This window comes from Rufibacter glacialis, from assembly GCF_008271745.1.
GTDB lineage: Bacteria > Bacteroidota > Bacteroidia > Cytophagales > Hymenobacteraceae > Nibribacter > Nibribacter glacialis.
Genome location: NZ_VKKZ01000025.1, coordinates 136,573 through 149,872 on the forward strand (window position 1 = coordinate 136,573; position 13,300 = coordinate 149,872).

The window sequence follows — 13,300 nt, forward strand, 5'->3', positions numbered from 1 at the left end:
AAAGGGCAAGATACGGTTTTGCTACATGATACCTAGCTTTTCTCCTGCACCCTTCCCTGCTCCAGCCGCAGCACCTTGGTCACACAGTTGGGGATCTCGGCCGGGTAATGGGTCACGTACAGCAAAGTGGTGGAACTATGGGCGCAGATGGCCTCTAACAGCTGCTTGAACTGGTGCTGTTGCTGCGGGTCAAGGCCCTGGCAGGGCTCGTCCAGGATGAGCAGCGGCGGATGTTTGATGAGCGCCCGGGCCAGGAGGCAAAGCCGTTGCGTACTGGCTGAGGTCTGACGGAGCTTGGTACCGGCGTGCTGGGCAATTTCCAACAGCTCTAACCAGCGCATGGCTTTCGCTTCTTGCTGAGGCTGGCTTTCTTTGAACAAGCCCAACGTGTCATATAGCCCAGACTCTACCACCTGCAGGCAAGTGTTCTGGTACGGAAAAAACTGGAACAGCTCCGGCGACACGAACCCGATCTTCTTTTTCAAGTCCCAGATGGTTTCACCGGTTCCGCGCCGGCGGTCAAACAGCGTGATGTCCTGCGCGAACGCCTGCGGGTTGTCGCCGTTGAGCAGACTCAGCAGCGTGGTTTTGCCCGAGCCGTTCGGGCCCAGCAAAGCCCATCGCTCGCCGGGGAATACCAACCAATTCACCCCGTCCAGTACGGTCTTGTCGCCGTACCGGATGGTCACATTTTTCAGGTCCAGAATGGTCTGGAATGAAGTAGGCACCGGTGCAGATTCAGCGAGTAAGTTGGCAATCTCCGCCGCCTGGCGCTCAGGGTCTTCGCTTAGATGCGTGGCCCGGGGGATAAACTCTTCTTTGGTTTGCGTGGATAGGAGGCGGCCCTGCTGAAGCACCGCCACATGGGTGATTGCCTTGGGTATTTCCAGCGCCGAGGTAGCCATGACCACCGTGATGCCAGAGGCGGTAATCTCGGCTAGTATTTCTTCAAAATGGGCGCGAGCTTCTCCGTCCAGACCCGTAAGGGGCATATCCAGGAGCAGCAATCTGGGGTTCCGCAGCAGGGCTGCCGCCAGCAGCAACCGCTTGGTCTCGCCATTGGAGAGTTTAATCAGTTGCTGGGAGCCTAGCTCCGCTAACCGGAATGTCTGAACCAGTTTCTCGCGAGTCCAAACCGGACTTTCCTGCGCCGGGGCACCCAGCGCCTCCAGGTACTGGTCTACTGTGGGGGCGTCTGCCGCGTCTGCCGCGTGGTACCGCTGCTGGTAGTAAAAGTCTGCTGTGTTGGAAGAAACGTTTCTGAAGGAGTGCTTCTGCCCCACTTCGGCCACCAGGTTCTGGAAAGAGAAGAAAACATCTGGTTTAGGGTGCGTTTTCAGAAAATCGTCATAGAAACCGTATACCACGTTCCCGCCCACAATGCTCAACCTACCCGCCATGGCCTGGAGCAAACTGGTCTTGCCCGCGCCGCTTTCCCCTACCAGCGCCCAGTGCTGCCCGCGTTTTACTTCAAAATCCAGGTTGGTGAACAAGAGCTGGTCCCGGTGCCAGGCGGTGACGTTCTGGAAGGAAAGAAAAGAAGAAGTCATACGAGCTTTACTGATTCAGGTACCCAAGCCGAAGCCCATGGAGTGGGAAATTTACTACTCCAAGGGTGGCTAATCAAGTTTATTGTCAGCCTTTGTCTATAAAACAAATCCGGCCTGCTTTGGGAAAAGCAGGCCGGATTCAGGACAGATAGGTGCCTAGAAAAACACAGGATTTAGTACTGCAGGAAGCGCATCACCCAGTTCTCCTTTTGGGTTTTCCGTATTTAATTGTCCCCTGCAAGGGCAGAATAGTAGGATAGGTGAACGTTCTAACCCCATAAGGTCACCCCCAGGTTGCCCATTGGCTAATGGCAGTAGGACAAGAGGAAAAAAATCCAATCCTTCTACTTCACCTAGGCTCCCCCCTACTTACACTGACAACGCGTCCACATACACTTTCCCAAACCTGTCTGTCACTTCTATTTTGATTTGCTTGGCTCCCGCTGATGGCTTGGCCCAGAACAAATGGTCTGTAAGCGTAGTATCCACGAATTTATGTTTGGCGGGTAGATCAGGTCCGGCATGCAGCTGCACAGAGAGCGGGTCATACCCCATTTCCTGCTTCATCTCGCCTTTGCGCACACCGTCTTCAAACCAAACCACTTTCCAGGCTGAGTCCCAGTTCCAGACATTGGCCACCACTTCCTCGGGGCGTTCTTTCACTGTTCCCTTGGGGTACATCCTGAACTGGTGTTCGCGGTCATGCCCTACAGATTTGTAATACCATTTCATTTCTGAGCCGTCCACCTCGTACACGCCGTAGCCGCTGGGGGAGCCGTCTGTGCAAATAGGGCCCGTCCACCAGGCGCCGCACACCGCACCATGGGTGTGTTCTATGATGTCGCCCTCTATCACCTTTTCACAGATGTGCGTATGGCCCGACATGATGTGCGCTTTGAAAGGTTTGAGCAACCGGTACAATTCCTTACGGTTAGACACCACCCCGCCCAGCGAATCGTCTTTCAATCTGGCCCTTCTTTTCTCCCCGCTGTTCACCGGAATATGCACGGACACCACCACCATGCTGCCTGGCTTCACGTAGGCCAGATCCTGCTCCAGCCATTGCAGCTGTTTTTCTGTGAGGTAGCCAATGTACCGTTTGGCCGTGCCAAGGAAGAAGACATCATCCAAGACCACGTAATGCACCTCGCCCCGGTTGAAGGAATAATACGTTGGCCCAAACAGCTTTTTAAAGGTTTCAGCAGACCCTTCATCCGTACGGGCCGTCAGATCCATGTCATGGTTCCCGATCACCTGGAAAAATGGAATACTGGAGACTTCCACCGCTTTCTTGTAGTCTTCAAACAACTCAAACTTATCCCATACCAGATCACCGCACCCAATACCATGGAAGAGCGAGTCTTGGCCGTACCCATCCACCAGTTTCTTCAGATCATGGGCCGAGGTCTTGACCAGCTCATCCGCGTCATTCTTATTGATCATCTGGGGGTCTGCCCACACCACAAAATTATGTCTGGTATCATCTTGCGGCAGTTTCTGCAACTCAAAATCAGCGGTAAAACTGGATTTGCCTTTGGGCATTGGTTTAAAGAATTGAGCCACACCTTTCTCCTGCGGAATGGCATAGCCCCTGGGCACGGAGAGGTACACAAAATCAGCGGAAGTATTGCTTTCCAGGCTGTATTTCCCGGCTTTGTCTGTGGTTACCAACGTATGGCCATCAGTTACCACCACCCCGGCAACCCCTTTGCCGCCGGACTGTACTTTTCCTTTAATGGCAATAAGCGAAAGTCCGGTTTTCTGATCAGTGGATTTGCCAAGGTTCTGGGCTTGTACGGCACCAATGGGCAAGGTGATTCCTACCCCTAAGGTACCAAGGCTTTGGAGGAATTTTCTTCTAAACATGAAGGTATGGGATGATTAAGAGAAAGTATTTTGGAGTAGTTCAGGCAAAACCTGACGGGATCCTGGCTTCTTTTGCCGCTTACGTATGAGGGGTGATTTAATGGATTCAGGCAATAAACGGAAGTAGCCCCTGGTAGAAAACTGATCTAGTTGGCTACAAGGCCTTTCCAGAAGGACAAAAGGGAAAGGAGGTTTGAAAAAAGAAATGAAAAAGATATGATATGGTGAACAGATAATAGGAGAGTTCACAAAATTGAAAAATGTCAGAAGGAAAAAAGGGAACGCAGAGGAAGAAGGATTGTTTTAGGGTTCACCTTTCCTTTTATGCTTCCTTTTCGGTTGATTTCTCCTGAGGCCAAGGGTTATTTGGTTTTCAGCTTCTTTACCTTTTCCAGCAGGATCTCGGGCTCGTTGGTAGTGATAAAGTCAGCCCTGCGTTCCAGAAGCCAGTCCATCATCTCTGGGGAATTCACAGTCCAGGCGTTCACGGTTAGACCAAGGCGGTGGGCCTCCTTTATCCAGTGTGGGTTCTTTTGCAACACGGCCAGGTTGTAGTCAAGCCCATATAGGTTGTCTTTGGCCAGTTCAGCAGGGGCTTTTTCTCCGTTCAGGTACGCCACCTTGGCATACGGCTCCAGTTCCAGCACTTTCTTCAGGATGTCATAGTCAAAGCTGATGTAATCCACCCAGCCCTGGGCCTGGTGTTTCTGCACCAGTTCCACCACTTTTTGCGCCAAAGCCTGTCCGCGTGCTTTACTGATGGCCGAGGGCTTGATCTCCAGAATCAACTTGGTTTTGTTTTGGTTAAGCCCGGTTAACAGATAGGCCTTTAAGGTGGGCAGATATTCTCCGTTAGGTAACTTCAGTTTGGCCAAATCTGCAGCCGGGGTTTTCTCGATATGAATGCCGTTCACGTCGTGGTCATGGTGCACAAACAGCACTGAGTCTGATGACATGTGCACGTCAAACTCACTGCCGGCGCAGCCTAACCTGATAGCGTGTTGCAAAGCACCAATAGAATTCTCAGTGGCCCCGGTATTTTTGAAGGCGCCCCGGTGGGCAATGACGCCGTTGGCTAAGAACTCGTCTTTCACAATCCGGAAGGTTTCTTGCCTGGTGCTTTGTTCCTGCTCTATGGCCAATACCACGTCTACCCAAGGTTCAGAAAGGGGTTTCTTTGCTATCAGGGTATTGTCTTTATCTAGCGTGAACGAATTAGCAGAAGCACCTTTCAATATAACCTTCCCCTTGGTACCAGGCAGAACGACTACCTTACCAACCTCTATTGAGCCGGGTTTAAAGGTATAATTGGTAAGGGTGATTTGCTGTTGAGCCATAGCCTGAGGAAATAAGCCTATGAAGAAGAAGCAGAATAGCAACGTGAAAGGTGTTACGGTTCTCATAGTTGGCTTGGTTGATATTGGTAGTTGGTTCTTAAAACTAGGAAAAATTCTTAAGCCTTCTGGCACTAAACTTCAGGCCCTACAGGCTGACCCACTTTCCATTGGTCTAATCAGAAAACAAGCCGAGGAAGCGAGGGAAACCGGTTCTCCTCGTTTAAAGCCCCTTTTCCGAAAAGCAGGCTCTAAAAGGGAGAGCACCCCCACCGGTCTTCAGAGGATCTATACTCTGTAAGACACCTGGCGGGGAGAGTCCCAGCCCCCTTCTTTTGCTTGTGGCTTCCAACCGGTACCTTGTTAGGGTGGCTTACTCCATAACAAAAATCACCGTGAGGAAGCTGCAGGACACCTCCCCAGGCTTATTTTTCCCACCAAACTTTGGTGTTGATGTCATCTCCACCCATCATCGCCACGGCTTGCTTGTAGTTCTCCCCGTTGTGGGTTTGCACCGAGGTAGGGTATCTGAAGCGGACTGGTACCACTTTGTTGTTCATCATGGCATTGGAGGTAGGAAGTACCGGAAACCCAGTCCGGCGATACTCAAACCATTGCTGATAATCCACGAAGAACAAAGCCAGGTACTTCTGCAGCATGATCTGCTCTAAGGTTCCCTTGTAAGCCGCGGCTGGGTTGGTAAAGTAGTCAGCGGGCATCACGGCTCCCCACTGCTCTATGGCGGCTTTCACTCCTTTTTCATACGCGGCTTTGGCATCACCTGCCACCACTCCTTTCTGTGCAAGTTCCGCTTTGATAAATTCCACCTCCGCGTAAGGCATGATCACCGTGACCATTGGTGCGGTAACCAGGGCAATGTTGAAGGTAGAAGGAATATAGTTGAATTGGGTATCACTTCCTTCATACCCGCCAGGTATACCCTTGTACCCTACCTGCGTTCTTCCGTCTTTTGAGGTGGCTTGGGTAAAAAACTTTGCCCGGCGCGGGTCATTCAGGGCATTCAGGTGGTCAATGAAGAAAGAAGAGGCAGCCCGGCCGGTTCTGAAATCCACGGCCCTTCCCCAGGGGGAAACCATGGGCGGAATACCTGATATCTGCAGAATGGCCGCATCTGCGTTGGAAGTAAAAATGGGATATTTTGCAGGGTTGTTGAGCATCTCTGCCATTTTAGCACCAGCGTTCATCTCTTCTCTTTTTGATACCCGCAGCAGTAATCTCAGACGCAGGGAATTGCAGAACTTGCGCCATTTGTTAACATCTTTCCGGTACAGGATATCATCACCGTAAACCATGGCTTTGGCAGGATCAAACTTGCCGTTAGCAGTTTCAAGGTCGGCCAGGATCTTGGCGTAAATTGCTTTCTGCGGATCAAAAGTAGGATACATGATGCCCTCATCCCCGCGGGTGGCCTCTACCATGGGTACGTCACCGAAGCTATCCGTGAGCAGGGAATATCCCCAGGCGTTCAAGGTAAGCGCGATGGCCTCATAATTGGGGTCATTCGCTTTTACTGCTGCGGCGTGCATTTCCTTGATGTTGGTTAACCAGCGGTAGTAGGTGTTCCAGGTGGAGCTACCGGCGTTCTCCGTCACGTCATAGCGGTGTATGCCGCCGGAAGCACTTGGAAACGGCAGGGCCACCTGCATGAGGTCAAAGGTGAAGTCATCGCTCCGGTTCGCGTTGAAGCTGCTCATCTCATAGATGATAGGGTTCAGCAACGTTCCCGGACTGATCAGCTCTATTCGGTTGGGGTCTGTGTTCACCTCCTCAAAATCATCGGTACAAGCGGTGGTGAAACAGCCAAGGGCAACAAGTAAAACAAGGGTTTTCTTTATGGATAACATGATTCTTAATTCTTTGGGTGGAGTGCCGGCAGACGAAGGAGGCCTGCCGGCAGTTGTGACACGTAGAGGGAGAATGGATATTCTGTGGGATGCTTAGAATTTAAGAGTCACGTTCATGCCCATGGTTCTGGTAGAAGGCATCTGGCCCATTTCAATACCAGGCATGATGTTGTTCCCGTTCAGGGCAGCCGTTTCCGGATCAAACATGGGGAAGTTGGTCAGCATGGCCAGATCACGACCATAGAGGGCAATGCTGGCGCCGTTGAAGAATTTGGCCCTAGCCAGAAGCGCAGGCGGAAGGTTGTATTCCAGGCGGACTTCTCTCAGTTTCAGGTAAGAAGCATCAAAGGAGTTGGATTCCACGTTCGCGCGGCGGTAGTATCTTCCATAATAATCAGCAGGATTCACTTTCTTGGTATTCTGGGTGTAGGTACCATCCCCGTTCAACACCACCCCGTCGCCAATGATAAAGCCGTCTTCCCGTCCCATCAGGGTGTGCTCTAATTTCCCTTGCTCAGACATTTTGTGGTGGGTCTGGGAGTAGATGATGCCTCCGTAAGAACCATCCAGCAGGAAACTGAACCTGAAATTCTTGTAAGAGAACTCATTCAGGAAACCGCCTTTCCAGTCGGCGTAGGCGTTCCCAATGTATTGTACCTCTGCCGGGTACGCGGGCAAACCGCTGTTGTCATACACAATCTCCCCTTCTGGGCTTCTCACAAACCCGAAGCCGTAGATGTCACCGGTGGTTCCACCCACTTTGGCAATGATAGAGGCCTGACCACCTACGCCCAATACCTGCTGATCATCCATCCCATCAGCTAATTTCAGCACCTTGTTGCTGTTTTTAGACCAGGTAACGGTAGATCTCCATTTGAAATCTGCAAAATCAATGGGCTTGGCGTTCAACACCAACTCTACCCCTTGGTTTCTTACTTTACCCGCGTTCAAGACTGCTCTGGAATAGCCGGTGGTAGGGTCTACCGGAATCTCCAGGATCTGGTTCTTGGTGTAGTTCCGGTACACGGTTGCATCTACCCCAATCCTGCCCTTGAAGAGCATAAATTCCATACCTGCCTCATAGCTGGTGGTGATCTCGGGCTTGAAGTCTATGTTGTGGAGCGTGGTAGGAACCGAGCCCGAGCCTGCAAAATCGCTTTGCCCGTAGTATTTCCTGGTTCTGTAAGGATCGGTGTCACTCCCCACCTGCGCGGCAGAAAGTCTGAGCTTGGCAAAAGAGATAGCGGTAGGCAGCCTGAACAGATCGCTTAAGATAAAGCTGGAGCTGATAGACGGGTAGAAGAAGGAGCTGTTCTGCAACGGCAACGTACTAGACCAGTCATTACGGGCGGTAAGATCCACAAAGATCTTGTCTTCATAAGAGAAGGCTGCCAGCGCATACAAACTGTTGACTTTTCTGTTTCTGTGCCGCGTGGTCATCATGGCGTTGCCCACCCCATTAGACAGTTTGTACACTGCCGGAATCACCAATCCATCCACTACCCCATCGGTAGCCCGGAATCTCTGGTTTCTCAGGTTCCCCCCCACCGAAGTCCTTAAATCAATCTTGCTTCCTAACTTCTCCCTGTAAGTAAGCAAGGCGTCTGTGTTGATCTCATAATCAAAGATGTTCTGCTCCTTGTAGTACCCGTATGGGAAGTTGGCCGTGTTGAAAGGCCGCCGCATGGCCCGGTCTTCTGAGGTTAAATCAATTCCGGAACGCACCATTAGGTCTAACTTGGGAGAAAACTCGTAGGTAGCGGCCATGTTACCCACCATTGAATAGTTATTCAGGGAGTTGGTCATCTCGTAGGCAATCACATACGGGTTGTCTATGAATGAACTGAACGGGTGGATTTGCTGAAGTTGTTCTTGCCCGGCTTTCCACCGGGGCTTGTACCAGGCCAGGTCTACATTGGGATTCTGGAAGATCATGAAGTAGGCAATAGACTGGTTACTGTAGCCAGTGCCCGGCAGGTTATCGCTCTTCTTGTTGGTGAAGTTAACTTTAGAGGAAAGCTTTAATCTCTTGGAGATGTTTTGGTTAACGCTCAAAGCGGCTGTCAGGCGCTCAAACCCTGTATTAGGCATGATCCACTCGTTTTTAGAATGGGTAAGGGAAGCTCTCACTGAACCATTCTCGCCTCCGCCTTCCAGGGCCACGTTATTGGTAAGGGTATAGCCGGTTCTGAAAAAGCCCTTGATGTTGTCTTTGTATGGCCTCCAAAGCTGCCGTTCAGCCGACTGCCCTTCCAGCGTTGGGTCATACTGGTAAAAAGATTGGCCATCAAACCTAGGCCCGAAGGCGCTGCTCGTTCCTCCCGTATTGGCTCCGTCTGCAGACGCCCCATACGAGTAATAGGGTTGCCCTGCCGCGTTAAAGGATTTACCGGTTCCCTGGCCATATTCATACTGGTAATCAGGCCATTTCAGAACATCGTTGAAACTGAGGTTGGTATTCACGGTCACGCCAATTCCTCTGTCTTTCCGGGCACCGGATTTGGTGGTGATAATCAGGGCCCCGTTGGCCGCGCGGCTTCCGTAAAGGGCGGCGGCGCTTGGGCCTTTGAGTACGGTTATGCTTTCAATATCATTGGGGTTGATGTCGGCAATGCCATTCCCGAAGTCAACGGGGATATCATTCCCGGAACCGGCTCCATAGGCGTTGTCTACCCCGGAGCTGGTCATTTCACTGCTCATTGGTACCCCGTCCAATACAATCAGAGCATTGTTACCGCCCGGATTAAGCGAGTTATCCCCTCTCAGGCTGATCCTGGTGGAATTCACGGGTCCAGAACCCGGAGAAACCAGGTTCAAACCGGCTACTTTCCCAGATAAGGCCTGCGCGAAGTTATTGGGCATGGCATCTGTCAAGGCTTCGCTGTTGATGGTTTGGGTGGCGTACCCCAGCGCTTTCTGCTCTCTTTTGATACCAAGGGCCGTCACCACTACCTCAGAAAGCTGCTGGCTGTCTTGCACCAAAGTCACGGCTACGTTTGACTCCTGCTGGGCGAAGGTTTTTTTAAGGGAGGTGTAGCCCACAAAAGAGAAAATCACTTCCGCCCCTTTAGGTACTTGAATGGAGAAAGTCCCGTCACTGTTGGTAGCACCCAGGGCAGTTCCGTTAGACGTGATCACCACGCCTGGCATCACGCCCATCTCCGCGGAGGTCACGGTACCCGTAATCTTTACTCTTTCGCTTTCCTGGGTTCGTTCGTTTGCCGTGGATGGGGTCATGGGCAACATCTTGCCTGTTTCTTTCATCCCATCGTGGCTGGCTAAGACCTGCGCTTCGGCCATTGGCCCCAGCGTCAACAATGAAATTCCCAGAAGCATCTTTCTGGGGAAATGGATTAACCTCTTCTTAGCGGGAGGCAGTAAAGGTGTTCTCATAGTCATGGTTTCTGTGTAGGATGTAGTGCAGTAGAAGTTCGCGCGGGAATGGGATTCCCGCTGAAGTGGACGGCGTGCGTAAAGCGATTTGTCAAGGCGTTTTCACCTTTTTGCCCTGAGGTTGGGTACTCTTGCGTCAACATGTCTTGAACAAAGTTTTTGCTGTACAAAAGTACCTTGCTTGTTCCTGAGACGGGGCAGACAAGGCGTTACCTTATCATCAACCTTTCGTTACCGCATTGTTTTGTGGAGCACGAAATGGCTTTCTGATTTCAGCCTATTTCCCAGAAAAAAGGCTGAAATCAGAAAGCTGCGGCGTGAGTTCCTTAGAGGAGGAGCTTCCCTGCAGGAAAACCTAGCCTACTATTTACAAGCCCCCTTTGACGAGTAGGGCTGATTCATTCACCTCCAACTATGGTTCAAGTTTTCAACTTAGACCTAAACTTTTTGGAAGGTTGAAACTTCCGGGAGGCAAATGCTACCAATCAGGTTCTGGAGACGCCACCAAACAAGTATCTTCCAGAATGACAAAACCCTGCCTTTGAAATGGCAGGGAGATGACAATGCAGTTGAAAGAAGCAATAGCAGTTGCTAATGGGTTTATTGAAAAAAATCTCGGGATACTTGATCAGCAGGAGCAATACTGCTCCTATAAAGGGGACGCAAGGCGTTTAACATGTTTTGCGAAGAACTAACAACTTAAAACTGAAGCAGGGAGAATCCTCCTATCTAAAACAAAGGCCTTTTCTAAAAAAGGGGCTAAAAACAGAATCTACCTAAAAAGCGAATGCCCCGCCACCTTCACAGGGGCGGGGCACTCAACTTGGACAAACAAAACGAACTATAAACTAATTAAAAAGCCTCTACACAAACAGGTTTAGGAAGTCTTGCCGGCCATTGAGGTACTCAAAGGCGAAGCCTTCCTCCAACATGCGGGCTTTGATGGTCTCCACATCATGCGGGCGCTTCACCTCTACCCCAATAAAGACCGGCCCCTTTTCCTTGTTGTTTTTCTTGATGTACTGGAAATGGATAATGTCATCTTCGGGGTGCAGCACCCGGTTCACGAAGGTGCGTAAGGCCCCAGGCTTCTGGTTGAACGTCACCATGAAATAGTGCTTGAGGCCCTGGTGCTGCAGGGCGCGCTCCTTGATATCTTCCATGCGGGTGATATCATTGTTGCTGCCGCTGATGATGCACACCACGTTTTTGCCTTTGATCTCCTGGGCAAAGCCCTTCAACGCCGAGATGGACAACGTGCCCGCCGGTTCCAGCACCACGCCTTCCTCGTTGTACATCTTCAGGATGTCTTCACAGACCTGGCCTTCGGGCACCAGCACAATGTCATTCAGCAGCTCGCGGCAGATCTCAAAGTTCAGGACGCCCGGGCATTTCACCGCGGCCCCGTCTACAAAAGAATCAATGGTTTTGAGGGTTTGGCGCTGGTTCGCCTTGATGGAGTTGAACATAGACGGCGCCCCCAAAGGCTGCACGCCGATGAGTTTGGTCTGTGGGCTCAATTGCTTGAACACGCTGGAAACGCCAGAGGCCAGTCCGCCGCCGCCTATGGGCATGAACAGGTAATCAATGGCAAAATCCGCGTCTTTGAACACCTCCAACCCCACGGTGGCCTGGCCTTCAATCACCGCCAGGTCATCAAAGGGAGCAATGAAGGTACTGCCGCGACCGTCGCAGAAATCTTTGGCTGCCGCAAAGGTGTCATCATACGTGGCCCCAGTGAGCACCACCTCTACCCATTCCTTCCCAAACAGGCGCACTTTGTTCACCTTCTGGGCCGGGGTTTGGGCAGGCATAAAGATGTATCCTTTGATCCCGAGGAGCTGGCAGGCATAGGCCACGCCTTGCGCATGGTTTCCGGCACTGGAGCAGACAATCTCCCGGCCGCTTTCTTCTTTGGTAAGGGAGGAAAGCTTGTGGTACGCACCCCTGATCTTGTAAGAACGCACCACCTGCAGGTCTTCCCGCTTGAGGTGAACCTCGGCCCCGTAGGTCTGCGACAGCCACATGTTCTTCATCAAGGGCGTCTTGTAAATCACTCCTTTGAGGATGTTGGCCGCCTTCTCTACGTTCCCCAGGGCAACCACGGTTTCTAAGGAAGCTGTCTCTTTCTGCATGATGTCAACCATTAATCTATAAACCCGCCCAGAGAAGCCCGAAGGTTCTTCCAGGCGGGGTATTTCCGGCCTGTTTTCAGAGAAACAGGCCCGAAAAGCAATCTATTTAGAGCGCAGTTTTCTTACTACCGCGCCGGTCTGCCATAATTCTGACTCACGTACTTCTTTCAGTTCGGCTTCCAGCTCCTGGCGGTAGCCGGGGGTAGAACCACGCTGAATGGTACGGGCCGCTTCTTTACCAGAGGCCACGCTGTCATACAGGTCGTTCAGTACCGGAAGCGTGGCCTCACGGAACTTGCCTTTCCAGTCCAGGGCGCCCCGCTGGGCGGTTACGGAGCAGTTGCTGAACATCCAGTCCATGCCGTTCTCGCCTACCAAAGGCACTAGGCTCTGAGTCAGTTCTTCCACGGTCTCGTTGAACGCCTCAGACGGAGAGTGGCCGCGCTGACGCAACACCTGATATTGGGCCTCAATGATTCCGGCCAAAGCCCCCATCAACACGCCGCGCTCCCCGGTCAGGTCAGAGTACACTTCTTTTTTGAAATCGGTCTCAAACAGGTAGCCGGAACCTACGCCAATGCCCATGGCAATGGCTTTCTCGTAGGCCTTGCCCGTGGCATCCTGGAATACTGCGAAGGAAGAGTTCAGTCCACCGCCTTCTAAGAACAGACGACGCAGGCTGGTGCCGCTGCCTTTAGGGGCCACCAAGATCACATCCACATCGGCTGGGGGCACAATCTGGGTTTGCTCTTTGAACGTGATCCCGAACCCGTGCGAGAAGTACAGCGTTTTACCGGCGGTCAGTCTTTCTTTCAGGGTAGGCCACACGGCAATCTGGCCGGCGTCTGACAACAGGTTGCAGATGATGGTTCCGCGCTCAGCGGCTTCCTCAATGGAGAAAAGGGTTTCTCCTTCCACAAAGCCGTCTTGCTTGGCTCTTTCAAACGAGGGGGAATCTTTACGCTGGCCAACAATCACGTTGAAGCCATTGTCGCGCATGTTCAGTGCCTGGCCTGGGCCTTGCACGCCGTAGCCGATCACGGCTATAACTTCGTCCTTCAGGGTTTCCTGGGCTTTCGCCAACGGATATTCTTCGCGGGTTACCACGGTTTCTTCTACACCGCCGAAATTGATCTTTGCCATTTTACTTTTTGTTA

General features: G+C 51.8%; 8 protein-coding genes. 1 reads left to right on the forward strand and 7 read right to left on the reverse strand.

Annotated features, from left to right (window positions below; translation table 11 throughout):
- Positions 1-32: 32 nt before the first annotated feature.
- The 3 genes from FOE74_RS19675 to FOE74_RS19685 form a co-directional block, all read right to left on the reverse strand.
- Entirely contained in the window at positions 33-1,550 is a 1,518-nt protein-coding gene (locus FOE74_RS19675) for an ATP-binding cassette domain-containing protein (RefSeq protein WP_149100348.1), read from the reverse strand.
- A 369-nt stretch (positions 1,551-1,919) separates the two neighbouring features.
- Entirely contained in the window at positions 1,920-3,416 is a 1,497-nt protein-coding gene (locus FOE74_RS19680; protein WP_149100349.1) for a calcineurin-like phosphoesterase C-terminal domain-containing protein, read from the reverse strand.
- Between the two features lie 362 nt (positions 3,417-3,778).
- Positions 3,779-4,753, reverse strand: coding sequence for a glycerophosphodiester phosphodiesterase (locus FOE74_RS19685; protein WP_225840902.1), 975 nt, complete (start codon positions 4,751-4,753; stop codon positions 3,779-3,781).
- Positions 4,754-4,772: 19 nt separating this feature from the next.
- On the opposite strand from FOE74_RS19685, the gene FOE74_RS21335 reads away from it, so the two are divergent.
- On the forward strand, positions 4,773-5,051 hold the full coding sequence (locus tag FOE74_RS21335; RefSeq protein ID WP_188687074.1) for a hypothetical protein: 279 nt from the start codon (positions 4,773-4,775) through the stop codon (positions 5,049-5,051).
- A gap of 124 nt (positions 5,052-5,175) precedes the next feature.
- Here the strand turns inward: FOE74_RS21335 and FOE74_RS19690 are convergent, their stop codons facing one another.
- From FOE74_RS19690 to ilvC, 4 genes are all read right to left on the reverse strand, one after another.
- On the reverse strand, positions 5,176-6,615 hold the full coding sequence (locus FOE74_RS19690; RefSeq protein WP_149100351.1) for a SusD/RagB family nutrient-binding outer membrane lipoprotein: 1,440 nt from the start codon (positions 6,613-6,615) through the stop codon (positions 5,176-5,178).
- 93 nt (positions 6,616-6,708) lie between these two features.
- Positions 6,709-10,008 carry a SusC/RagA family TonB-linked outer membrane protein gene (locus FOE74_RS19695; protein WP_225840903.1) on the reverse strand — a complete coding sequence of 1,100 codons (3,300 nt, stop codon included), beginning with the start codon at positions 10,006-10,008 and terminating at the stop codon, positions 6,709-6,711.
- An 863-nt stretch (positions 10,009-10,871) separates the two neighbouring features.
- Positions 10,872-12,143: a threonine ammonia-lyase IlvA gene (gene ilvA, locus FOE74_RS19700; protein ID WP_149100352.1), complete on the reverse strand. Its 1,272-nt coding sequence runs from the start codon at positions 12,141-12,143 to the stop codon at positions 10,872-10,874.
- Positions 12,144-12,245: 102 nt separating this feature from the next.
- Positions 12,246-13,286 carry a ketol-acid reductoisomerase gene (ilvC, locus tag FOE74_RS19705; RefSeq protein ID WP_149100353.1) on the reverse strand — a complete coding sequence of 347 codons (1,041 nt, stop codon included), beginning with the start codon at positions 13,284-13,286 and terminating at the stop codon, positions 12,246-12,248.
- Between the last annotated feature and the right edge of the window lie 14 nt (positions 13,287-13,300).